Origin of the sequence: Streptomyces bugieae, from assembly GCF_036352915.1 — a bacterium.
GTDB classification, from domain to species: domain Bacteria; phylum Actinomycetota; class Actinomycetes; order Streptomycetales; family Streptomycetaceae; genus Streptomyces; species Streptomyces endophytica.
Genome location: NZ_JAZBJP010000018.1, coordinates 70,737 through 94,772 on the forward strand (window position 1 = coordinate 70,737; position 24,036 = coordinate 94,772).

Sequence of the window (24,036 nt, forward strand, 5' to 3'; positions counted from 1 at the left end):
GGTCAGGCGTGGTGTGCGGGCGGGCACGACGGACGCGTTCCGTCGTGCCCGCCCGTTTGTTCGGGCGGGCGCTCGACGGTGTGCGCCCTCCCGATAGGCTGGCGGGATGACGCGTGCCGAGCAGCCAACGGTCGTGACCCCCACTTCTGGCGCCCTAGCGGCGGATTCCCGCGAGCGCGCCGTGCGAGCCCTGCTGCGCTTCCCCCCACTGAAGCGGCTGTGGAGCGCCCAGTTCGTCGGGGGCATCGGCGATGCCCTGTCCATGCTTGTCCTGGTGGTACTCGCCCTGCAGGCGGCGCTGTACGTGCCGCTGGGGGGTGAGGCCGTCTTCGGCGGCGGCTATCGCGGTGCCGCCCTCGCGGTCACCGCGGTCTTCGGTGCCCGGATGCTGGCGACGCTGCTCTTCGGGGCCGTCCTCCTGGGCCCGCTGTCCGCGCTCACGGCGCCCTCCGGGCCGCTGGACCGCCGCTGGACGATGATCGCCGCGGACGTGCTGCGGCTCGCGCTGCTGGTCATCGCCCCCCTCTGGATCGACTGGACCCCCGGCAACGCCCTCGCCTGGGTGCTGGTCACCGTCTTCGTCACCGGCGTCGCCGAGCGCTTCTGGACCGTCGCCAGGGAGAGCGCGGCGCCCGGCCTGCTGCCCGCGCCGCCGCCCGAGGGCGCCGCGGTCCGGCCGCTGCCGGACAACCTGGACGCCCTGCGCCGCCTCTCGCTGCGCACCACCTTCGTCTCCCTGCCGATCGCGGCCGCCGCCCTGGTGGTCGTCACCCTCATCAGCAAGCTCCTGGGCACCGGCATCGACTGGTTCGACATCCACCAGGCGGCGCTCGCCTCCTATGTGGCGGCCGGCCTGTTCGCCGCCTCCGTGTCGATCCTGTACTTCATCGAGCTCCCCGGTGGGCAGACGCCGCGGCCGCGCTCCCCGCTGGAGGGGCTGCGCCGCCCGAAGGCCGCGAAGTCCGCGCAGGGCGAGCCGGCCGGCGTCGACAAGGGCCGTACGGGCGCCATCCCGCTGCTGGTCACGGCCTGTGCGGCGGTCGCCGCCGGGATCGCCGCGGCGGTCTCGCTGGCCGTGCTGCACGCCTACGACCTCGCGGGCGGACCGGCCTCCTTCGCCCTCCTGGTGCTCACGCTCACCGGCGGTACGGCCGCCGGCATCCGCGGCGCCCACCGGGTGCTGCCCGCGCTCTCCCGGCGCCGGCTGCTCGCCCTCGCGGTGGCCGCCACCGGCGTCGCCCTGCTGGCCATGGGCCTGGTCCCGGACCCGACGACCGTGCTCGTCCTCGCGCTGCTGGCCGGCGTCAGCGCCGGCATCGCCGCCCATACGGGACACGTCCTGCTGGACCAGGAGGCCGAGGAGTCCCGCACCGCCCGTACGACCGAGCACCTGCAGGCCGTCGTACGGCTCGCGATCGCACTGGCCGCCATCGTGGCGCCGCTGCTCGCCGCCCTCATCGGGCCGCACCACCTGGGCAACGACACCTTCGACTTCGCCTACGGGGGCGCCGCCTACACCCTGATGCTCACCGGCGCGCTGCTGCTGCCGGTCGCCGCACTGGTCCTCGGCAAGGTCGACGACCGGCACGGCGTCCCGCTCCGCCGCGACCTGCGGGAGGCGCTGCGCGGCGGCGACCCGGCGCAGGCGCCCGCGCCCACCGGCTTCTTCATCGCCCTCGAAGGCGGCGACGGGGCCGGCAAGTCCACCCAGGTCGAGGCGCTCGCCGAGTGGATCCGCAACAAGGGCCACGAGGTCGTGGTGACCCGCGAACCGGGCGCCACCGCCATCGGCAAGCGACTGCGCTCGATCATCCTGGACGTCGCGACGACCGGGCTGTCCGACCGGGCGGAGGCGCTGATGTTCGCCGCCGACCGCGCCGAGCACGTCGACAGCGTCATCCGGCCCGCCCTGGAGCGCGGCGCGGTCGTCATCTCCGACCGGTACATCGACTCCTCGGTCGCCTACCAGGGCGCCGGGCGGAACCTCGCCCCCACGGAGATCGCCCGGATCAACCGCTGGGCGACGGACGGCCTCGTCCCGCACCTGACCGTCCTGCTCGACATCTCCCCGGAGACCGCCCGGGAGCGCTTCACCGAGGCGCCCGACCGGCTGGAGTCCGAGCCCGCCGAGTTCCACCAGCGGGTCCGGGCCGGCTTCCTCACCCTGGCCGCCGCCGACCCCGCGCGCTATCTGGTCGTCGACGCCGGTCAGGACCCCGAGGCCGTCACCACCGTCGTACGGCACCGCCTCGACCAGGTGCTCCCGCTGTCCGAGGCCGAGACCAAGGCCCAGGAGGAGGCCCGTAGGGCGGCCGAGGAGGAGGCCCGCCGCCGGGCCGAGGAGGAGGCCGCACGCAAGGCCGAGGAGGCGCGCCTGGAGCGGGAGCGCCAGGAGCAGCTCGCCAGGCTGCGCGCCGAGGAAGAGGAGCGCAAGCGCCAGGAGGCCGAGCAGGCCAAGGCGCTGGAGGCCGCCCGCCAGGCGGCGGAGGCCCGGCAGCGCGCCGAGGAGGCCCGCCAGGCGGCCGAGGCCGAGCGCCAGCGCCGGGAGGCCGAGGAGCGGGCCCGCCAGGCCGAGCAGGAGCGGCTGCGCAAGCAGCACGAGGAGCAGGCCCGGCTGCGCAAGGAGGCCGAGGAACGCCGCCTGGAGAAGCAGCGCAAGGCCGAGGAGGCCCTGGTACGCGCCGAGCAGGCCCGGATCGCGGCTGCGGAGGCGGCGGCCGCGGCGGAGGCGAAGGCGGCGGCCGAGGCGGCCGCTGAGGTCGAGGCCGCGGAGGCGCCCACCAAGGAGACCCCGGTGGCGGACCTGCGCAAGCGGCTGGGCGAGGAGAGCGGCGACGGCTCCTCGTCCGGGTCGGCAACGTCGGGGGCCTCCGGTTCGGAGGTATCCGGTTCCGGTTCGGCGGGTGCCGAGCCGCACGAGCGGACGGAGTCGCTGCCGCGGCCCGAGGCGCGGGGCGGCAACGCGCCCGGCGCGGCGGACGAGACGGCGGTGCTGCCGTCGGTCCGCGACGCCGGCCCCGACGCGGGCACCGACGCCGAGCAGACGGCCGTCCTGCCGCCCGTACGGGACACCCGGCAGGGTGGTCAGGACGCCTGGCACCAGGACACCCGGCCGGAGCGGCAGGACGACCGGCAGGGCCGGAACGACTGGCAGGCGCGGGACACCCGGGGCGAGGACCCCACCGAGCGGGTGCCGTCGTGGATGTTCCGCAAGGAGACGTCGAGCGGCGCCTCGGCCCCGGAGTCGGGCGCCGAGCGCACCCGCGAACTCCCGCAGATCGACCCGTCCACGGGTCACCCGTCGGAGAACGCGCCGCGCGCCCGCCGGCGACCCGAATGGGCGGAAGAGACCCCGCTGGACGATCTGCCCACGCTCGCCGACGAACTGCTCGGGCCGCGGGAGGACGAGGACGCGGACGACGGCGCGGGCGACGACGGCCGCCGCGGGGGCCGGGGCCGGCGCCGCTAGCCCGGACGGGAGCCGTCGCGGAAGTCGTGGCAGGCACGGGCCGTGGCCGCAGTGGGAACACTGCGGCCACGGCCTTTTCGCGGCCTTCCGCGGGCCCGTGCGCCGGCTCCTCGGGCGGCCGGACGGGGCCCGCGCGGCCTCGTCCGGCCGCCCCGGCGCCGGCTTCCGGATTCGTTTGTCAGTGGGTTGCACCACAATGGGTCAGGTCGCGGGCGACGCGCGGACGGCGACCCCGGCCGCGGCGGCGACCGGCGGTCACAGACACGAAGGCACCGGAGAAGAGGAACGGCGGCAGCGATGGCGGTGTGGGACGACGTGGTCGGCCAGGAGCGGGTGACGGCTCAGCTGGCCGCTGCCGCGCGGGACGCGGACGCCCTCGTCACCGCCGAAGCGGAGGGCCGGGCCGGGGCATCGCAGGGCCGGCCCGGCACGCCGCCCGCGGGCGAGCGGGGCGGTGCCTCCCAGATGACCCACGCCTGGTTGTTCACGGGCCCGCCCGGCTCCGGCCGGGCCACCGCCGCGCGCGCCTTCGCCGCCGCCCTGCAGTGCGTCAGCCCCGACCGCGCCCTCGGCGGGGCCCCCGGCTGCGGCTTCTGCGACGGCTGCCACACCACCCAGGTGGGCACCCACGCCGACGTCGAGATCGTCCGTACGGACCTGCTCTCCATCGGCGTGAAGGAGACCCGCGACCTGGTCCGCCGGTCCTCGCTCTCCCCGGCCGGCGGCCGTTGGCAGGTGATCGTCCTGGAGGACGCCGACCGTCTCACCGAAGGCGCCGGCAACGTCCTCCTCAAGGCCGTCGAGGAGCCCGCGCCCCGTACGGTCTGGCTGCTCTGCGCGCCCTCCATCGAGGACGTCCTCCCCACCATCCGCTCCCGCTGCCGTCACCTCTCGCTGCGGACCCCGCCGGTTGCCGCGGTCGCCGACGTCCTCGTCCGCCGCGACGGCATCGCCCCGGAGGCCGCCGACCGCGCCGCCCGCGCCACCCAGGGGCACATCGGCCGGGCCCGCCGCCTGGCCACCGACGAGCGCGCCCGCGCCCGCCGCGCCGCCGTCCTGAAGCTCCCGCTCCGCGTCGACGACATCGGGGGCTGTCTCAAGGCCGCCCAGGAGCTGATCGACGCCGCGGGGGAGGACGCCAAGCAGGTCGCCGAGGAGGTCGACACCAAGGAGACCGAGGAGCTGCGCGCCGCGCTCGGCGCCGCCGCCGGGACGGGCGGCCGGCTGCCCCGGGGCACCGCCGGCGCCATGAAGGAGCTCCAGGACAAGCAGAAGCGCCGCGCGACCCGCACCCAGCGCGACAGCCTCGACCTGGCCCTGGTCGACCTCACCGGCTTCTACCGCGATGTCCTCGCCCTCCAGATGGGCGCCTCGGTCCCGCTCGCCAACGACGAGGTGCGCGACAGCCTGGAGCGCATCGCCGCCGGTTCCACCCCCCAGCGCACCCTCCGCCGGATAGAAGCGGTGATCGCCTGCCGCGAGGCCCTGGACCGCAACGTCGCCCCCCTCCTGGCGGTCGAGGCGATGACCGCCGCCCTCCGCGCCGGCTGAACCACCCGCCCCCGCCGCCCGTAAAGCCGCAGCGGACCCCACCGCCCACCCGACCAGCCACCGCCACCACTCCGCACCCGCCAACAGCCCACCCGCACCCGCACCCGCTCGTCAGCACCACCGAAGCGCCGCCCAAGCACCACCGAAGCGCCGCCCGAGCACCACCGAAGCGCCGCCCGAGCACCACCGAAGCGCCGCCCGAGCACCACCGAAGCGCCGCCCGAGCACCACCGAAGCGCCGCCCAAGCACCACCGAAGCACCGCCCGAGCCCCACCACCACGAGGTACCCACCACCCCCGACCACCGGCTCTCCCGGCTACCAGACCAGGCTCCAGCTTCCAGGGACCGCGACCAAGGGACCGTCCATGGCCACCAGCCGTCTGCTCCGCACCTCCGCCGCCGTCGCGGCGGCCACCGCTCTGCTGATCTCCGGCTGCTCCTCGGGCAGTTCGTCCCCCGATGCCCATGCGTCCTCCGGCCGTACGGCGGAGGCCGGCGCCCAGCGGCCCGCCGATGACGCCACCCTCCGGCCCCTGCCGGCCGCGATCCCGGCCAACCTGCGCCCGTACTACGACCAGAAGCTCACCTGGCATCCCTGCGGGGTCGCCGGCTTCGAGTGCGCGACGATGAAGGCCCCCCTGGATTACGCGCACCCCTCCGCCGCCACCGACCTGAAGCTCGCGGTGGCCCGTAAGAAGGCCACCGGCCCCGGCAGCCGGCTCGGCTCACTCATGGTCAACCCGGGCGGCCCCGGCGGTTCGGCGATCGACTACCTCCAGCAGTACGCCCCCCAGCCCGCGTCGGTCCGCGCGCGCTACGACATGGTGGCGATGGACCCGCGCGGCGTGGCCCGCAGCGAACCGGTCGAGTGCCTCACCAACCAGCAGATGGACCGCTACACCCAGACCGACCAGACCCCGGACACTCCGGCCGAGCTCAGCAAGCTCGTCACCGCGTACCGCGACTTCGCCAAGGGCTGCCAGGCCCGCTCCGGCAAGGTGCTCCGGCACGTCTCCACGATCGAGGCGGCCCGTGACATGGACGTCCTGCGCGCCGTCCTGGGCGACAAGAAGCTGACGTACGTCGGCGCCTCCTACGGCACCTTCCTCGGAGCCACCTACGCCGGCCTCTACCCCTCCCGCACCGGCCGCATCGTGCTGGACGGCGCCATGGACCCGGAGCTGGACTCCCGCACGATCAACCTCGACCAGACCAAGGGCTTCAACACCGCCTTCACCGCGTTCGCCGCGGACTGCGTCAAGAAGAAGGACTGCCCGCTCGGCCACAAGGACGCCGCGGACGCCGGCAAGCGGCTCGCCGCCCTGTTCAAGAAGCTCGACGCCCACCCGGTGGAGACCGGCGAGGCCCGCAAGCTCACCGAATCCCTGGCCACCACGGGCGTCATCGCCGCGATGTACGACCAGCGCGCCTGGCCGGTTCTGCGCGAATACCTCGCCCAGGCCGAGGCGGGCAACGGCCGCGGACTGCTCACCCTCTCGGACAGCTACTACGAGCGCGACCCCAGCGGCAAGTACGCCAACCAGATGTACGCGAACCCCGCCGTCAACTGCCTCGACCTGGCGCCCCCCTTCACCGGCCCCGACCAGGTCCGCGCCGCCCTTCCCGCCTTCCGCAAGGCCTCCCCGGTGTTCGGCGAGAGCTTCGCCTGGTCCGCGCTGAGCTGCGCGTACTGGCCGGTCAAGCCCACCGGCACGGCCCACCGCATCCCCGCCAAGGGCGCCGCCCCGATCGTCGTCGTCGGCACCACCCGCGACCCGGCCACCCCGTACGCCTGGGCCCAGGCCCTCGCCGCCCAGCTCTCCAGCGCCACCCTCCTCACCTACGAGGGCGACGGCCACACCGCCTACGGCCGCGGCAGCAGCTGCATCGACAACGCGATCAACACCTACCTCCTGACCGGCACCACCCCGCCCAAGAACAAGCGCTGCACCTGACCGCACCCCGGCCCACCGCGTGACCCACCCCACACCCCACCCGCCCACCTCTGACCAGCCCCGCAATCGGTTACGGACCACCCCTCACTGGTGTGTAGACTGGGCCGCGCACCACGCCGCCTTAGCTCAGTTGGCCAGAGCAACGCACTCGTAATGCGTAGGTCTCGGGTTCGAATCCCGAAGGCGGCTCCACTTGAAACCCCAGCTCAGATGGATTCTGAGCTGGGGTTTTGCGTTCAGCGGATGTGGCGCTGACGGCGAGCCCGGGCCATGCGGGTGTCGGCGGTCTCGGTTTCGGTCTCAATTGCGGGCCCCGGGCGGGGGATGAGGACGTCCCCCCTCCGCCGCATCGCGTCCGTCGGCAGGTGTGATCTGCCCTTCACGTACCGCCGGGTCCGGCTGATCTGGGTGTGCCGGAGGATCTCCATGATCGTGGGCATGTCCACGCCGATTCCGGCTTCCGTGCTTGGTGCACGTCCTGGCGCAGGGCTGTGGACAGCCGCGCTTGCAGCCCTTGTGCGTGATGCGGTCAGGCTGGCACAGAAGCTGCCCTTGCGGGGTGGAACAACCCCGCCTTCCGCCGCGGGGGAGGCCGAATGGGACTGATCCGGTGTGCCTCGGTCCGGACGAGGTGCCGCGTGTGCCGGGTGCCGGCCCGGCCCTGCCCTGTGTGCGGTGTTACTTGAGGCCGCTGAGCATGACCCCCCGGACGTAGTGCTTCTGCAGCAGCAGGAAGAGCAGCAGGACCGGCAGGACGCTGAGGACGAGGCCGGCCATCATGACGGGGACCATGCGGTCCGGATCGAGGTGGCTCTGCAGCAGTTGGATTCCCACCGGCAGCGTCATCAGCCGTGGATTCGCAGTGGAGACCAGCAGCGCCCAGATGTATTCGTTCCAGGAACTGACAAACGTGAGCAGGGCGAGCGTGACGGCGACCGGTTTGGTCTGCGGCAGCACGATGCGCCACCACACGGTGAATTCTCCCGCACCGTCGATGCGGGCCGCCTCCAGCATTTCGTCCGGGATGGACACCATGAACTGTCGCATCAGAAAGATGCCGAAACTGGAAACCAGGAACGGCATGACGAGGGCGGCAAGGCTGACCGTGAGGCCCGCGCCACCGCGGCCGAGCAGATCGTTCCCGCCGGCGGCCGGCCAGTGCACCAGGATCAAGAAATGCGGGATGAAGAAGAGGAACGGCGGAAACATCATCGTCGCAAGGACCAGCCGGAAGACGAGTTCCCGGCCGGGAAAGCGGAGTTTGGCGAGCGCATAGCCGGCGAGTGAGGAGGTGAGGAGGGTGGAGCCGGTGATCAGGACGGTGGCGAGCGTGCTGTTGCGGAAGAGGAGCGGAAGGTCCAATTGCCTGATCGCGGCTCGGTAGTTGGTGAGACTGAATGCCTCGGGGAGGAAGCGGTACGGGAGCTTTCCGTATTCGCCGGGGCCTTTGAACGACGTCATCAGCATGTCGAGGAACGGGATGACGGTGAGGGCGGCGCCGGTGATGACGATGGCGTACGAGAACCAGGGGGTTCGGTTTCGGAGCCGGAGCCGGAGCCGGGGCCCGAGCTGGAGCCGGATGCGTCGTCCGGTGGGCGGGTTACCGCTCGGCGTGCTCCCGCTTCTCCGCGCCCGCTCGTCCCGGTGCCCGCTCATGCTTCTTCGTCCTTTCGCCGGAACAGCCAGAGTTGCAGTGCAGTGATCACCGCGATGACCAGGAACAGTACGAACGCGGCGGCGCCGGCGATGCCCCAGTCGCCGTACCTGAAGGCCTGCTGATACATCTCCAGTGCTGCGACATTGGTCGCGTCGCCCGGCCCGCCGTCCCCCGTCATCACATTGATCAGGGCGAACGACTGGAGCCCGGCGATGAATTGGGTGAGGCAGACGAAGAGCAGGGACGGTCGGAGCAGCGGCAGTGTGATGCGCCAGAAGATGGTGCGATCTCCGGCCCCGTCGAGTTCCGCGGCCTCGTAATAGACACCCGGAATGGCGGTGAGGCCCGCGGTGAGAATGAGGATCGCCGATCCCGTGGAGGCCCAGGCCTGCACGACGATGACGGACGGCAGTGCGGTGTCGGGGTCCTGGAGAAAAGCGAGGGACGGCAGGCCCAGGCCGTTGAGCACCCCGTTGATCAGCCCGCCGGGTTCGTACATGTACTTCCACACATTGCCGACCGCCACCACCGTCGTGACGAGCGGAAGGAAGTAGAGGGTGCGCCAGAAGCCCCGGAAACGGAGACGGTTGATGCAGTGGGCGATGACCAGGGCACCGCAGAGTGCGAGCACCACCGTGCCGAAGGCGTACAGCAGCGTATTGGTGAGGATCGGGGTCAGGAAGGTGGAGCCACGGGCGAAGAGGGCCGCGAAATTGGCCATGCCGACCGGCCTGATATCGGAAAGGTCGAAGCCGGCCCAGCGTGACAGGGCCAGCAGCGCGGCGAACAGCAACGGCAGCACGAGGAAGACGAGAAAGAAGAGCAGGGTCGGCGCGAGGAAGAGATAGGCGATGACGGTCTGCCGGCGTCGTATCGCGCGGGAGGCACGAGGTACGGCCGGGGAGAGGCGGGGTACGGAGGTCGGGCGGCCGATGCGGTGTAGGGCGGGGCGTTGGGCAGGGGGCGGTGCGGATGGTCGGGCGGGGTCACCGACGGCTGGCGCCATTCGGCATCACCTCTCGATGACGAGGAGGGAGGGGAAAGGGGGAACGAGGGAAGGGGGGAAGGGGGAACGGGGGAAGGGGAGGGCGGAGGAGAACGGCGAAGGCGCGGCGAAGGCGCGGAGCAGGGCCGGTGTTCAGTACGGCCGGGAGAGTTCCTGGTCGACCTGTCTGCTGAGGGTGCGCAGCGCCGCGTCGACCGGGGTGCGGCCGGTCCAGACCTCCTCGATGTTCTTGCGCAGCAGGGTTTTGGCCTGTTGTGCGCGTGGACCGTTCGGTTCCGCAGCCGCGTAGTGCAGGGCGTCCAGGAAGGGGCGGAGGTTGGGGTCGACGGATGTGGCGCCGGCAAGCTCCAGCAGCAGCGTCCGCATATCGTCGGCGCGCCCCGTCATCGAACCCACCGACACCTGCAGCGCGCTCATCCTGGTGACGAGTGACCGCCCCTGCCATGACCTTCCGGCGCCGTGGACTGGCTTCCCTACGGCGCCGCCTGCCTTGCTCCCGTTGGCCGGGACCTTGGCCGCGTTGAGCCAGCGCAGGAATTCCCATGCCTCCTGCGGATGTTTGCTCCGCGCATTCACGCCCATCAGGAACCCCGTGGCGAGCGTCCCGCGGTCGTCCGCCGTACGGCCGGGCACCGGCGCCACCCCCACCTCGCGGTAACTCGCCCCCATCACGTTCCGCAGACTCGCCGTCCACCAGCCCGCATTGATGGCCATCGCCACCTGGCCGGCCGGAAAGGCCTTGAAGAGGGAGACGCCGGGGTCCGCGGCGCCCCGTTCGATGAGCCGGTGCTCCAGGTCGAGCACCGCGCGGCCGGCCGGGGAACCCAGGGCCGTACGCCGGCCGTCGGGCGTGAGGAAACGGCCGCCACGCGCGGCCAGGAGGGCGAGGGTCTGGCCCACGACCGTGGAGTCGTCACTGCGCGAAAGCCCGAAGCCCTGCACCAGCGTGTTGCCGTGGCGGTCGCGCCGGGCGGTGCGGTACGCCGCGTCCTCCAACTCCTCGCACGTACGCGGCGGCCCCGCGATCCCGGCGGCGTGCAGCAACCGCTTGTTGTAGTAGAGGCAGTAGGTCTGCACCTCCGTGGGATAGCCGTACAGGGTGCCGTCCACGGAGGCGCCCGCGACGGCCGCCGCGGAGTAGTTGCGGCGGATCTGCCGCGCGACCTCCGGGGGCGCCGGCCGCAGCACGCCGGCCCGTACGAGCTGTCCGGTCCACAGGCAGTACGGGTGGAGGATGTCGGGCTCCTGGCCCGCGGCCTGCCGCACCATGTACGTCGTCAGCAGATCGGGGAACGCGACGGCGGTGGTGCGGACCTGGATACGCCGGCGGGCCGTCTCCGCATCTGCGTCCGCGTCCGCGCGGGCGCCGCCCGCACCCGGACCCACACCCACACCCATACCCGCGCCCGCATTCCACGCGTCGACGGCGCCCTGCAGCGCCGACTTGAGGGGTTCGTTCGCGTAGTGCGTGAGCACGGTCAGCGTGACGGGCCCTGCTCCGCCCCGCCCTTCCTCCTCTCGACCGCCTCCGCCCTCTCGTAACGCCTCGTTCCCCGGTGCCGTGCAGCCGGCGAGGCCGGACAGCGCACCGCCCGAGGCCACCGCTCTGGCCATCGCGCCATTCGTCATGAGACTCGCCAGGCCACTCGCCATGCGACTCGCCAGGCGACTCGTGATGCCACCCGCCGTGCCGCCCACGGCACGCCCCACGAACGTCCGTCGCTTCATCCGGCCTCCCTCCGCCCCTCGACCGCACGCCCCCGCCGCCCTCTCCCCGACCTCACTCCCACTGCGACCTCACTCCCACCGAGCCCCTTACTCCCACCGGTCCCCTCACTCCCACCGCGACGTCACCCCCACCGCGACCTCACTCCGCCTCCCACCCCAGCACCGAGAAGGTCCGGGTCGTGGTGAACCCGTTCGCGCGGTACAGATGCCCCGCCGGGCTGTGTTCGCCGGTCCACAGGAACCACGCGCGGTGCGCGCCGAGCGCCCGCATCCGCTCCAGAGCCAGGTGGAGCAGCACCTTCCCCAGGCCGGCGCCGCGCAGCTCCTTCCGTACGCCGAAGGGGCCGAATCGCTCGGTCATCCCCTCGTACGCGCCGTGCACGGCCCAGCCCGCCAGGCGTCCGTCCGGTGCGTGGGCGACGACGATCCGGTCCAGCGGCGCACCGCCGGCCAGGCACTGCCGGATCGCCAGCGCCCAGTCGGGGGTGAACTCGTCGGCGGCCAGCGGGAGCAGCTCCACGAGGTCGTCGTCCTCCGGGGTGCCGAAGCGGAAGCCTCGTGCCACCAGGTCGTGCTGGTGGCGGCGGACCGTGTCCGGCATGCGGTGGCCGACCAGGTTGCGGTGCATCGCGGCCGCCTCGCAGCGGAGCCGGAAGCCGAGGTCCGCCATCAGCCGTGCGGCTTCGGGGTACGCGGCCCGGTCCAGGCCGGGGAGCACGTAGTGCGGGGTGTACGGGGCGAAGCCGACCCGGGTGCGGCCGTGCCCGCGCAGCCAGTCGAGGGCGTCGCGCAGCAGTCGGCGGCCCAGGCCCGTGCCACGGTGCCGAGGATCGACGAAGAAGAAAAGGATCCAGCCATCCTGCGGCTCCAGGTCGGTGCCGGCCAGCGGGGTGCGGCGACGCACCGCATACGCGGCGCCGACGACCTGACCACCGAGATCGGCCACCCGTAGTCCCTCGGGGGCGAAATTCGGATCGAGCAGGATCAGCGTGCGGAAACGGGCGGTGGTGATCGGGTCCTTTGGGGCGCTGCGACACCAGGCCGCCACTACGGCGGGCCCGTCACCACGACGGAAGGAACGCAGGCGCGGCTCCATCGGCACTCCCGGCGTCTCGGCGTACGGCGGGTACGGGGGCGGGGCCCCAGGCGGCCCAGACCGCGCCATGGCGCCGTACCGCACCGCCCCCGGCATACCGCAGAACCCGGCGCTTGGCGAGGCGGCCGGGCGCGGCCTCACGGATACGGCTGCCGGGTCACCGGAACGGACGCGTGCCCGCCGGCCGTTCACCGGTCTCCCCGCTCACCTCGCCCCCTCCTCCCACCACCGGCCCTGACCTGGGGAAACCTGCGGAGGGGCGCTGCGGCGAGCCAGCGGCGCAGCGGCCCGCGCCCGACCGTCACCGGACCGTCCGCGTGGCCGACCCGCCGGGCCGCAGGCACGTTGAAGGTCTACGAGTCCTCTGCGCCCACGGGCCTATGTGGCGGGGGCCCGGTGTGCGCGGGCCGAGCTGGAGGCTGCCGCATGCTTCGGAGATCGTTGCGGATACCGGCCGCCGGAGTCGCGTATCTGGTGACGGCGGCGATGTCGTCGTCGGCCATGGCGTCGGGGCCGGAGGAGTACGCGGACGTCACCGTGAGCAGCGGGGCGCGGGCCGGGCCCGGCACCCCCGCCGCCATGGTCATCGCGCACCGCGGTGCCTCCCGTTACGCGCCGGAGAACACGCTGGCCGCCGTGGACGCGGCACATCGCCGCGGCCTCATATGGGTGGAGAACGATGTGCAGCGCACCAAGGACGGCCGGCTGGTGGTGATGCACGACACCACGCTCGAGCGGACCACCGACGCCGCGAAGGTGTTTCCCGGGCGGGCGCCCTGGCGGGTGGGGGATTTCACGGCCGCCGAGATGGCGCGGCTGGATGCCGGGAGCTGGTTCGGCAAGCGGTTCGCGGGGGAGCGGGTACCGACGCTCGCCGACTATCTGCGGCGCCTGGACCGTAACGGGCAGCGCCTTTTGCTGGAGATCAAGTCCCCTAAGGACTATCCCGGAATCGAGGCTCAGGTCGTCCGGGAACTGCGGTCCCGCGGATGGCTGGATCGCGACCATGTGCGGAGCCGACTGGTGGTGCAGAGCTTCAGCGTGGCCACCGTGAAGACCGTGCACGAACTGGTGCCACAGGTGCGTACGGGAATCCTGGGGGCGCCCGATGTGCACAAACTGGCGGCCTATGCCCGCTTCGCCGATCAGATCAACCCCCGTATGTCCGCGCTGAGTTCGCGATGGCTGGCGGCGGTCCACCGGCTGCGCGGCCCGCACGGGCGCCCCTTGCAGGTCTACGCCTGGGACGTGGCGAAGAACACCAACGCGCGGTCCGTGCGCGCCAGAGGAATCGAAGGTGTTATTGAATAGCGGGTGGCGTCGCCGACGGTGCGCCGGCCGGCTCCGGCCCCTGACGGTGCGTGAAGGTGCTGTGGAGGGTGGATGGGTGCCGGGTGGCTGCCCCAGGCGGGGATTTACGTGATTCCCGCCGCGGAGCTAAGGTGCCTGAGATGTTCGACGCCGCCACCCTTCCCGTAAAAGAACTAAGACGCAGGATTTGGCTTTTGGGTTCCGATTTGCGGCCCGGCGCGGGCCAGCTTCCGGCTCCTCCCGTGGGCCCGTTCCGGGAGGCTTCTTGAACAACGATTTTCCGGTATACGGCCAACGGCGGGTCCCACTCCCCCCGCCGCGGCAGACGCCGAACGGCACGAACGACGGTTCCGGGGCCGGCGCCCCGTACTCCTCCTCGTACTCCTCGCCGTATTCCTCCGCGTCCTCGTATGCGTCCCCCTACGCGTCCCCGGCAGCAGCGACGGCCGCGACGACGATGGCGCCCGCCGCCTCGGAATCGTCCGTGTCCGAACGCGCCATGGGCGACCTCGCCATGGGTGAACGGGCCCTGAGCGACGGGGTCGTGGCGGACGGGTCGGTGGCGGAACGTTCCGCGGCACCGGCGGGCGGACGGGCCCCCGGCTCGGCCTCGCACGCCAGGCCCCGGGGCCGGGCCAAGGGCCGGATACAGGGCCGTGCCGTGAACGACGGCACCGTCGACGCCAAGGCCGGTGCCAGTGCCCAGGCCGCGGGCGGCGCCAAGCCGAAGTCGCGCGACGCGTTCTTCGACAACGCGAAGTACCTGGCCATCGTGCTGGTCGCGATGGGGCACTCGTGGGAGCCGCTCCGCGACGGCAGCCGGTCGGCGGCGGCGCTGTATATCACCGTCTACGCGTTCCATATGCCGGCCTTCATCATCATCTCCGGCTATTTCTCGCGCAGTTTCGATATGCGCAAGGACCGTTTGCAGCGGCTGATTACCGGCGTCGCCGTCCCGTACATCCTCTTCGAAGTCGCCTATACCTTCTTCAAGAAGTGGGCGGATAACGACCCGCACTACCCGATAAGCCTGACGGACCCCTGGTATCTGACCTGGTTCCTGCTGGCCCTGTTCATCTGGCGGCTGACCACCCCGCTGTGGAAGATCGTGCGCTGGCCCGTACCGCTGGCGCTCACCATCGCCGTCCTCGCGTCCGTCTCCCCGGACATCGGCGACGACCTGGACCTCCAGCGGGTGCTGCAGTTCCTCCCGTTCTTCGTGATCGGGCTGTCGCTGCGGCCCGAACACTTCAAGCTGGTCCGCCACAAGAAGGCCCGGATCGCGGCCGTCCCCGTCTTCGCGGGCGCCCTCGTCTTCGCGTACTGGGCGGCGCCGCGGATGAACGCCGCCTGGTTCTACCACCGGGACGCGGCACAGGAACTGGGCGCTCCGTGGTGGAGCGGCGCGGTGATGACGCTGGCGATGTTCGGGTGCTCGCTGGTACTGGTGGCGTGCTTCTTCGCATGGGTACCGGGCCGCACGATGTGGTGCACGGCGCTGGGCGCGGGCACCCTGTACGGCTATCTGCTCCACGGTTTCCTGGCAAAGGGATCGCGCTTCTGGAACTGGTACGACGTGCACTGGGTCCACACCCCGTGGGGCGCGGTGCTGCTCACCCTCGCCGCCGGCACCCTCATCACGCTGCTCTGCACCCCACCGGTCCAGCGGATGTTCCGCTGGGCCATGGAGCCGAAGATGACCTGGGCCTTCAAGAAGGACCCGGTGGAAATGGCCCGCGGCCGCACCTGACCACCGCCGAGAGCGGCAAGAACAGCACCAGGGGCGCCTGCGCCGCCGGGAATCCGGCGCGCGGGCGCCCCTGGCGCGTACGGGCTCCCACGCGTACGGGCTCCCACGCGTACCGCCGGTCCTGGCACCCGTGGCGCGTGCTTCCGGCCTGGCGCGTGCCTCCGGCTCTGGCGCGTGCCGGGGCCTCATCCGGGATGGACCTAGGTCGCCTCGGGGAAAGGCCTTAGGACGAATAGCCGATCCCGCCGCAGCGGCACTTCTCCTACGCTCGGAAGAGAAAAGACCAGGTCAACGGGGAGGACGAAGCGTGAGTACCAATGCCGCTTGGGGCGGTGATCGGCTGGACCTGGAGGCGTATCTCGCCCGCATCGGCTACGAGGGCGACCGCCGGCCCACCCTGGAAACCCTGCGCGCACTGCACGCCGCCCACCTGGCCTCGATCGGCTTCGAAAACCTCGAGATCGTGCTGGGCCGTCCCGTCCTGCTCGATCTGGAGTCCTTGCAGACCAAGATGGTCGCGCAGCGCCGCGGCGGCTACTGCTACGAACAGAACCTGCTCTACGCCTCCGCTCTGGACCGCCTCGGTTTCCGGATCTCCGGCCTCTGCGCCCGGCCCCGCATGGGCGACCGGCGCATCCGCCCGGCCACGCACGCGCTGCTCAAGGTCGAGCTGGACGGTGAGGACTGGATCACCGACGTCGGCTTCGGCGCCGAGGGGCTGCTCGAACCCCTTCCGCTACGGGACGGCGTCGAGTCCCACCAGGGGGAGTGGGCCTTCGACCTGGTCCACGAGAAGGAAACGGAGACGCGGAACGAGACGGAGACGGTGAAGGGGACAGAGACGGGCAAGGAGACGAAGACCGGGAAGGAGGCGAAGCCCGGGAAGGAGGCGGAGACGCAGGAGGAGGCGGACCCCGAGGCAGAGGCCTGGGTGCTCCGAACGCGCCACGCGGACGACTGGTTCGAGCTCTACGCCTTCGGGACCGAACGGCGCTTCCCCGTCGACTACGCGGTCTTCAACCACTACATCTCCACCCACCCCCGCTCGCCGTTCACCGGCCAGATGGTGGTGCAGCGCCCGAGCCGCGAGCTGCGCAGGACGCTGATCGGCCGGGAGTACGCCGTGACCCGCCCGGACGGCACCCGCGAAGCGCACGAGGTGAGCCCCCAGGAACTCCCGGACCTCCTGGCCACCGAATTCGACATCACCTTGACGGCAGCGGACGCGCGTGCACTGGTGGCGTTCCACGAACGCTGAGGGAGACACCCCTGGGCCGCTAAGGGAAGACCGTCTTAGACGGGCGGGCAGTCGCCTGCCCCCTGCCCCCTGCCGCCTGCCGCCTGTCGCCACACGCCAGGCGGCAGACGGGCAGCCCAGGCGACCTCTCGTCCCCTCCCCCTCCCCGCTACCAACTACCGGCCATCGGCGGTCAGCTACCGCACCACGGCGATCCCCTCGATCTCCACCAAGGCCGCCTCGTCCCAGAGCCGGGTCGCGCCGATCACGGCCATCGCCGGGTAGTCACTGCCGACCAGCCGCTTCCACACCCGGCCGATCTCGCGAGCGTGCCGGCGGTAGTCCGCGATATCGACGGCGAAGACGGTGAGTTTGGCGAGGTCCGACGGCGCCGCCCCGGACGCGGCCGCGACGTCCAGGAGGTTCGTCAGCGCACGCTCGAACTGCTCGACGATCCCGTTCCCCACGATCCGGCCCGTACCGTCCAGCGCGGTCTGACCGGCGAGGAAGACCAGCGTTCCCGGCGCGGCCCGGACGGCGTGACTGAACCCGGTGGGCGGGGCAAGGTGCGGCGGATTGATCCGCTCCAACTCCCCGTCGGACACGGCCTTCCGCCCACCATCCACCGAGTTACGCGCAACGGACGGGCCCAGCGCGTCACCGGCACCGTTCGCCGCCTGCTCCGACTCACCACTCATCTCACTCTCCGCACTCATCCCACGAACTCCCCTCCACCGCCAACTCGCATCGCACCCGCACCCGTCTCACACGCGTACTCGTCTCACACCCACACCCACCCCCACACCCAAACCCACACTCACATCCACGCTCCAGGGATTGAAGCCCGTCGGGGTGGGCCACCATCACACCCTGCCCCGAGCCGCCGCCGTCAGCACGCGCTTGATCAGTGCGCTTCCCCGCGGTGGGTGGCAGCAATGGCCGTTGCCGTTGTCGTGCCAGCAGTCGCCAGCGGGTCCCGGCCGTCCAAGGTGCCTTGGGCGGCATAGGGGAGGCAGCGTACGAATCCGGCCTCGTGGTGGAACGGTGCTCTCTGATGCGCCTGGATCGCTGCCTTGTGATCGGGCTGGGCGCTGCCGTACGCGTAGCGGCGCATCGCGTCCACGCTCTGCCATATGGAGAACGTGCTGACGAAGCGCGGTGGTCTGGCCAGGGCGAGGGACGCGAGCAGCGCGGGATCGGCGGCCGCTCGCCCGGCGGCCCGGGAGTTGGCGCGGAGGAACGGCAGGGCGCGACGGAGGCGGAGCTGTCCGAGGGTGAGGACGGCGACCGGGGTGGCGGCCGGGCCGGCCGCCACCCCGACTTGCCGCTCGCAGCCTCCCCGCCCGCGGCTTCCCGGCGCGCGATATTCCTGCTCGCCGTCTGCCTGCTCGCGGAATGCCTGGTCGCCGCCGTATTTCTGCTCGCCGCCGTATTCCTGGTCGTCATCCGCCGCTGTGCCGGGTGCGACCTCCACCGGCATTGCGCTCCACGATCCGGACATCCGGATGGGCCGTAGTCGTACGTGCCAGCCGTCTGCCAGCCGTTCCGCCAGCGCATGCTTTTCGAGGAAGCCGTCGAGTGCGGCGTCGTCGTCCCAGGAAGCGAGCAGGGCGACCCGGCCGGGGTGCAGCTTGGGTGGGCCGGCCGCGATGGCCCCGGTCAGTGTGGTCTCGGCGGAGCGCAGCCCCGGGACGGCGTCCGGATGCGGACGCGCGCGGAGGAGGGTGGGTACGGCGCGCGCTCCCACGTCGGCGACATGCAGGGAAATGATCACAGCGACCCCCGTATCCGGGCGCCTCACGGTGAGCCGACCCGTAAGTTACTTATGCGTATACCAAGTGGTACACGACCTAGTATCCTTCATCGCAGCGATGATTGCGAGAGGAATCGAGCAGTCGAAATCGGCCAAACGTGAGGGCTGGACGTGAGGGGTGGCGAGGGTCGTATGAGGGAGATCGACCGGGGGCGCGCGGCGCGCGCCGAGGCCAGGACGCGTATCGAGGACGCCGCCGCCCGGCTGTTCGCCGAGCGCGGCTACGCGGGCACGACCATCGGGGAGATCGCCGCCGAGGCCGGTCTGAGCAAACCCATGCTCTACCGCCACTTCGACTCCAAGCAGGAACTGCACCTGGCCCTGCTGGAGCGGCACCGCGACGAGCTGGCGGCCGCCCCGGTCCAGCAACTCCTGCACGGGGAGGGCGATCTGGACACTCGCATGAGGGCGATGTACGACGCCTGGTTCGGATATGTGCAGAGCCATCCGTACACCTGGCGGATGATGTTCCGCGACACCACCGGGGACGCGGAGGTCCAGGACTTCCATCGTGAACTGCAGCGCAGGCAGCGCGAGACGGACATGGCGCTGCTCCGCGAGTTCGCCCCCGGTCTGCCCGAGGGCGAACTGGAGCCGCTGGCCGAGGCGATCCGCAGTTCGCTCTACGGACTCGCCCTGTGGTGGCTGGACCAGCCCGACCGGCCACGGGAACTATTGGTGTCGGCGATGACCCGGATCACCCGTGGCCTGATGTCAACCGTCGAGTAGCCGGGGGACAGGCAGCTCACCGCGCCCGGATCGGCGCAGTGGGCGCAGCGCGCTCAGGCTTCCGCCCCCGCCCCTTCCGCCGGCTCCGGATAGAGCGCCGACCGCACATGATCCCTCCAGTGCGCCTTCGTCTCCCTCGCGAGGCGGGTTCCCGGAGCGTGCAGTTCGAAGCCGTGCCAGGCGCCGGGGACGTTGCGGACGGTCACCGGCACGCCCGCGTCCATCAGGCGCCGGGCGTACGCCAGACCGGTGTCCCGCAGCGGATCGAGATCGCAGACCATGACGTACGCGGGCGGCAGGCCGGAGAGGTCGGTGGCGCGAGCCGGCGAGGCATAGGCGTCCGGCACCGTCGTCCCCTCGGGGAGGTAGTGCTGCCAGACCAGGCGCACCGTCCGCAGGCTGTTCAGCCAGGGGTTCGGCGGGGCATCGGCCCCGGAGCCGGCGCCCGCGTCCTCCATGACCGCCGGGATCGGCTGCTCGGCGGCGCGGTCGTCCACGTCCGGCACGCACATCGACTGATAGACCAGCGCCGGACCGCCGCGATCGCGCGCCATCAAGGCGACGGCCGCGCTCAGCCCACCACCCGCCGAATTGCCGGTGACGGCGATCCGGTCCGCGTCGATCCCCAATTCGCCCGCCTGCTTGGCCGCCCACTCCAGGGCGAGATAGCAGTCCTCCACGCCGGCCGGGTAGCGGTGCTCCGGAGCGAGGCGGTATTCCACCGTGACGACAATGGCCGGCAGGTCACGACAGAGCGCGATCGCCGACCGGTCCTGACCGGGCAACGAGCGGCCGATGGCGTATCCGCCACCATGGAAGTGCAACACGGCGGGCAGCGGGTCTTCCCCCGCCGGACCCTCCGCGCCCTCCGCGCTCCCCGTACGCTCCGGCCGATAGACCTCGACCGTGAGGGCGCTCCCGTCCGGCCGCGCGATGTCGTACCGCGCGCTGCTCACCCCGGTCCGATCCGCCGGGCTCAGCGCCAGCAGCCCGAGGAACCTCTCGCGGGTGGCCTCGATGTCCTCGTACGGATTCGAGAACGGCCGCAACTGGCCCAGATAGGGGACGAGTTCGGGATGCACGGCACGACCGGGCGGGACGATCACAGGGAGTCTCTTCTCAGCCATATGCGTTTTCCTATCAGCGTTGAGGTGCGGAGGGGGCGGCATAGCGAAACCCGGGCGCGCAACAGAGGAGACCGCGAGGCAGGAGAGGCCCCTCACGCACGAAAGGGAAGGGTGCACCTCACTTCGCGTCGGCGTAGCACTCCACCACCGCCGTGGTGAAGGCGAAACGGACGGGCGTCTCGCCGAAGGCGGTCCGGCCCGCCGTCGCGGCCGCTGCCGTGATGGCCTCGGACACCTCGGCCGCCTCCTCCGCCGGGCAGTGCACGATCACCTCGTCGTGCTGGAAGAACACCAGCTCGGCACGGAGACCACCCGCCCACAGCGCCCGGCGCAACGCGGCCAGCAGCAGCAACGCCCAGTCGGCGGCGCTGCCCTGCACGACGAAATTACGGGTGAACCGGCCGCGGGCGCGGGCGGCCGCCGAACTGCCGCCGTACGCCGTGGACGGCTCCTCCTCCTGGGGCAGACCCGCCTCGTCGGGTGGTGCCATGGAGGCGGGCGGGCAGGTGCGGCCCAGCCATGTGCGCACCAGGCGCCCCTCCTCGCCCGCGCGTGCCGCGTCGTCCACATACGCCACGGCCGCCGGATAGCGGCGGCGCAGATCGGCCATGTGCTTGAGGGCGTCGCCCGACGTCTGGCCGTAAATCGCCCCCAGCAGGCCGAGCTTGGCCCGGTCCCGGTCGCCGCCGAACGCGCGGGCGGCCAGGCCCGCGTAGAGATCCTCGCCGCTGCCGGCCACCTCCATCAGCCCCCGGTCGCGGGAGACGGCGGCCAGCACCCGCGGCTCCATCTGGGCCGCGTCGGCGACCACCAGGCGCCACCCCGGATCGGCGCGCACCGCCCGGCGGATCACCTTCGGGATCTGCAGCGCGCCCCCGCCGTTGGTCGTCCAGCGGCCGGAGACCGTGCCCCCGGGAAGGTACTCGGGACGGAACCGGCCGTCGTGCACCCACTGCTGCAGCCACGCCCACCCATGGGCGGTGTGCAGACGGTAGAGCGTCTTGTACTCCAGCAGCGGCGCCACCGCCGGATGATCAACCTGTTGCAGCTCCCACTTACGGGTCGAGGTCAGCGAAATCCCGGCCCGGCCGAACGCCTTGATGATGTCGTTCGGCAGGTCGGGACGCACCCGCGCGCCCGGGCCGAACGCCCGGGACACCTCGTCCGCCAGCTCCGCCATCCGCCGCGGCTCCAGCCCACCCGGAAAACGCTCGCCCAGGAGCTCGTCGAGCAGCGCACGATGCACGTCCGCGCGCCACGGCACCCCCGTACGCCCCATCTCCGCGGCCACCAGCATGCCCGCGGACTCGGCGGCGAGCAGCAGCCGCATCCGCTCCGGATGCTCGGCCCGTGCCGTCCGCGCCACCTGCGCGGCATAGACCTCCGTCAGCGCCGACAACTCGTCCGTACCGGGCGGCAACGGCACCGGACCCGGCTCGAAGAGGGACGGCTGGGTCTCCGCCGTGCGCGGCGGAGCGTCCGGCGGTACCGGCAGGGAGCGCAGCCGCGCCCAGGCCGCGGCCAGCGACCGAGGCTGCCCCGACTGGCCCTCCTCATGGCCGATCAGCAGCGCCTCCGCCGCCTCCACGTCATAGCACCGCTCGACGCGCACCCCGGCGGCCAGCAGCCGCCGGTAGATCTCCGCGGTGGACCGCCACACCCACCGCTCGACCTCCGGCCGCGACCGCACGGCCCCGGCGAGCGACGGCTCGCTCACCACCGGCCCCGCCGCCCGGCCGTCCGGAGTGAGCGGGCAGAGACGAGCACCCCCGTCGCCCGTCTCCACCACCGCCCATCTCATGTCCTGAGTCTTGCACCAGGGTCTGACAATCGCTTTGACCTGCACGTTCGCCACACGGCAGCAGCGCAACCCGCCCCGGGCAGCCACGAACACGGTCGCGGCCGCGGCCTACCCCACCCGCACCACCAGCCGCCGTTCGCGGCCCGTACAGCGGGCCAGATGGGCGGCCTCCGCCTCCAGGCCCGCGGCCGGTACCGCACCGTGCTCCGCGAACAACGTCACGTCCACCGTCTCCTCGGTGAACTCCCATACGCCCGCCACACGGCCCTCGTGCACCACCACGGGCGAGATCCAGCCCCCGCTGCGGCTGACCGCCGTACGCCGCGCGGCGGCGATCAGCCGCGTATCGGCCGTCCCGGGACCGAGGACGTACTGATCGAAACCCGCCAGCAGCCGCACCTCCTGCGACGGCTTGATACGCGCCAACTCCGCCACGTCCGCACTCCGCACGTACGCCGTACCCCCACCCGCGCCCCCGTCCGTACTGCCGCCCTCGGCCTCGATCTCGACCGGTGCCAACCGGTTGCCGAGCGACGCGAACCACCCTCGGAGCACTGCGTTACGGGTCGCGCCGCGCAGCAGCCAGGCGTCGAACGTGGCCGGTGTGGCCGGACCGTGGGCCGCCAGGTACGCCGAGATCACCGCCGGCGCGGCCTCGTCCGGGTCCGGCACCCCTGGCCATCCGGGCACCCAGGAGCGCGGCGCGGTGAACGTGACGTTCTGCCCCTGCGGCGGGCCCTGGATCAACCGGCCCGTCCAGGCCAGCGGTTTGAGGACGGTGCCCCAGCCGGACGCCAGCTGCTCACCCAGACCTCCGAGGCCCGGCCGGGCCAGCACCGCGTCGATCAACTCCCGACGGGTCAGCACCTTCCCGTCGAGGATCTCGTCGACCGCCTCACCCAGGGCCACCATCTGCTGCGGACCCACCCCGAACGCCCGCTGCCAGGACGGTTTTTCCCACGTACGCGCCGCCCCCAGCAGTGCCAGATACGCCGCCGCCCCGTCGGCCGGCAGCAGATGCAGCGTGCCCCGCATCGCCCACGTCCTGACCAGGGAACGGGCCGCGAGCGCCTCCTGGACGACGCCGCGGCGGGGATCTTTCTGCCGTGTCGCCAGGGCGAGTTCGGCCGCGGAGGCAACCTGCGCCTGCACGCCGGCCAGTTGCCCGACGAGCCGCTCCACCGGGGCGGTCGTCCGCGGCGTCAGGCTCTGCTGCCGCAGCCGCCACGCCAGCACCTGCGCATGTGTCACCTTCATACCGCCATTGGAACCGACGCCACTGACAATCCGCTTCGACCAGGCCTGAGTTGGCGATATTGCGCAGCCGCGACGCGCACGGCGATGACGACGAGATGCCCGACAGGACGAGCTGCCGAACGCCAGCGGTCGCCAGATATGCGAGACGTCCCTTTCACCCGTTTGAGCCGCTACTTTTACCCCAGTTGGTGAGTTGAACTGCTTGTCGCTCTAAGGGGCGCCGCAAGTAATTGAATGCAGCTCAGCGAAGAGGTTCACCGTGAAGTTTGTCTCTAAGGCCGTCGTCCTGTCCGCAGCCGCGGGCATCGCCGTGGTGGGGGCGGCCGGTATGGCCAGTGCCACCGGCGGTGCCTCCGCCGCGGGTGGCGCCGTGAACTCCCCCGGTGTCATCTCCGGCAATGCCATCCAGATTCCGATCGACATCCCGATCAACGCGTGCGGTAACACCGTCAACATCATCGGACTGCTCAACCCGGCGTTCGGCAACAACTGCCTCAACCGCTGAGCAATGTAAAGAGGTTGAGGAGCCGGGCCGCTGACGCGGGCGG

Annotated in this window: 17 protein-coding genes, 1 tRNA gene and 1 pseudogene; 9 read left to right on the plus strand and 10 right to left on the minus strand. The window is 71.9% G+C overall.

The genetic code is table 11. The features are described from left to right. The first annotated feature begins 106 nt into the window (after positions 1 to 106). The 4 genes from tmk to V2J85_RS24780 all read left to right on the plus strand — a co-directional run bounded on the left by tmk (position 107) and on the right by V2J85_RS24780 (position 7,168). Entirely contained in the window at positions 107 to 3,469 is a 3,363-nt protein-coding gene (gene tmk, locus V2J85_RS24765) for a dTMP kinase (protein WP_330822756.1), read from the plus strand. Positions 3,470 to 3,766: 297 nt separating this feature from the next. Further along, positions 3,767 to 5,020: a DNA polymerase III subunit delta' gene (locus V2J85_RS24770; RefSeq protein WP_330822758.1), complete on the plus strand. Its 1,254-nt coding sequence runs from the start codon at positions 3,767 to 3,769 to the stop codon at positions 5,018 to 5,020. A 366-nt stretch (positions 5,021 to 5,386) separates the two neighbouring features. After that, positions 5,387 to 6,976 (plus strand): alpha/beta hydrolase, encoded by a 1,590-nt coding sequence (locus V2J85_RS24775; RefSeq protein ID WP_261956465.1) that lies wholly within the window; start codon positions 5,387 to 5,389, stop codon positions 6,974 to 6,976. A gap of 115 nt (positions 6,977 to 7,091) precedes the next feature. Next, a tRNA-Thr gene (locus V2J85_RS24780) sits at positions 7,092 to 7,168 on the plus strand. 44 nt (positions 7,169 to 7,212) lie between these two features. Here V2J85_RS24780 and V2J85_RS24785 read toward each other — a convergent pair. The 5 genes and pseudogenes from V2J85_RS24785 to V2J85_RS24805 all read right to left on the minus strand — a co-directional run. Continuing rightward, positions 7,213 to 7,428, minus strand: a pseudogene (locus tag V2J85_RS24785) (tyrosine-type recombinase/integrase); the annotation flags it as partial. Between the two features lie 226 nt (positions 7,429 to 7,654). Beyond that, the gene (locus tag V2J85_RS24790; protein ID WP_261956445.1) at positions 7,655 to 8,632 is read right to left on the minus strand and encodes a carbohydrate ABC transporter permease; all 978 of its coding nucleotides are present in this window, start codon (positions 8,630 to 8,632) and stop codon (positions 7,655 to 7,657) included. After that, entirely contained in the window at positions 8,629 to 9,639 is a 1,011-nt protein-coding gene (locus tag V2J85_RS24795) for a carbohydrate ABC transporter permease (RefSeq protein ID WP_330822759.1), read from the minus strand. Before V2J85_RS24795 ends, V2J85_RS24790 begins: the two co-directional genes overlap by 4 nt. A gap of 132 nt (positions 9,640 to 9,771) precedes the next feature. Then, entirely contained in the window at positions 9,772 to 11,253 is a 1,482-nt protein-coding gene (locus V2J85_RS24800) for an extracellular solute-binding protein (RefSeq protein ID WP_330822760.1), read from the minus strand. Between the two features lie 253 nt (positions 11,254 to 11,506). Further along, complete coding sequence (locus tag V2J85_RS24805; RefSeq protein WP_261956442.1) at positions 11,507 to 12,463, minus strand: GNAT family N-acetyltransferase; 957 nt, start codon at positions 12,461 to 12,463, stop codon at positions 11,507 to 11,509. 426 nt (positions 12,464 to 12,889) lie between these two features. Here V2J85_RS24805 and V2J85_RS24810 point away from each other — a divergent pair, with 426 nt between their 5' ends. The 3 genes from V2J85_RS24810 to V2J85_RS24820 all read left to right on the plus strand — a co-directional run bounded on the left by V2J85_RS24810 (position 12,890) and on the right by V2J85_RS24820 (position 16,782). After that, positions 12,890 to 13,774, plus strand: coding sequence for a glycerophosphodiester phosphodiesterase (locus tag V2J85_RS24810; RefSeq protein WP_261956441.1), 885 nt, complete (start codon positions 12,890 to 12,892; stop codon positions 13,772 to 13,774). Positions 13,775 to 14,258: 484 nt separating this feature from the next. After that, positions 14,259 to 15,524: an acyltransferase family protein gene (locus V2J85_RS24815; RefSeq protein ID WP_261956440.1), complete on the plus strand. Its 1,266-nt coding sequence runs from the start codon at positions 14,259 to 14,261 to the stop codon at positions 15,522 to 15,524. Positions 15,525 to 15,831: 307 nt separating this feature from the next. Beyond that, positions 15,832 to 16,782, plus strand: coding sequence for an arylamine N-acetyltransferase family protein (locus V2J85_RS24820; RefSeq protein WP_261956439.1), 951 nt, complete (start codon positions 15,832 to 15,834; stop codon positions 16,780 to 16,782). A 176-nt stretch (positions 16,783 to 16,958) separates the two neighbouring features. On the opposite strand, the gene V2J85_RS24825 is transcribed toward V2J85_RS24820, so the two are convergent. Continuing rightward, on the minus strand, positions 16,959 to 17,387 hold the full coding sequence (locus V2J85_RS24825) for a RidA family protein (RefSeq protein ID WP_410011368.1): 429 nt from the start codon (positions 17,385 to 17,387) through the stop codon (positions 16,959 to 16,961). Between the two features lie 278 nt (positions 17,388 to 17,665). Beyond that, positions 17,666 to 18,535, minus strand: coding sequence for a spheroidene monooxygenase (locus tag V2J85_RS24830; RefSeq protein WP_261956438.1), 870 nt, complete (start codon positions 18,533 to 18,535; stop codon positions 17,666 to 17,668). A gap of 171 nt (positions 18,536 to 18,706) precedes the next feature. Here V2J85_RS24830 and V2J85_RS24835 point away from each other — a divergent pair, with 171 nt between their 5' ends. Continuing rightward, complete coding sequence (locus V2J85_RS24835) at positions 18,707 to 19,303, plus strand: TetR/AcrR family transcriptional regulator (protein ID WP_261956437.1); 597 nt, start codon at positions 18,707 to 18,709, stop codon at positions 19,301 to 19,303. 53 nt (positions 19,304 to 19,356) lie between these two features. Here the strand turns inward: V2J85_RS24835 and V2J85_RS24840 are convergent, their stop codons facing one another. From V2J85_RS24840 to V2J85_RS24850, 3 genes are all read right to left on the minus strand, one after another. After that, entirely contained in the window at positions 19,357 to 20,430 is a 1,074-nt protein-coding gene (locus V2J85_RS24840; RefSeq protein WP_261956436.1) for an alpha/beta hydrolase, read from the minus strand. A gap of 118 nt (positions 20,431 to 20,548) precedes the next feature. Then, entirely contained in the window at positions 20,549 to 22,231 is a 1,683-nt protein-coding gene (locus tag V2J85_RS24845) for a bifunctional 3'-5' exonuclease/DNA polymerase (RefSeq protein WP_261956435.1), read from the minus strand. Positions 22,232 to 22,339: 108 nt separating this feature from the next. Next, positions 22,340 to 23,488 carry a DNA glycosylase AlkZ-like family protein gene (locus V2J85_RS24850; RefSeq protein ID WP_261956434.1) on the minus strand — a complete coding sequence of 383 codons (1,149 nt, stop codon included), beginning with the start codon at positions 23,486 to 23,488 and terminating at the stop codon, positions 22,340 to 22,342. Positions 23,489 to 23,747: 259 nt separating this feature from the next. On the opposite strand from V2J85_RS24850, the gene V2J85_RS24855 reads away from it, so the two are divergent. Continuing rightward, positions 23,748 to 23,993, plus strand: a complete 246-nt coding sequence (locus tag V2J85_RS24855) for a chaplin (protein ID WP_261956433.1) — start codon at positions 23,748 to 23,750, stop codon at positions 23,991 to 23,993. Positions 23,994 to 24,036 lie beyond the last annotated feature (43 nt).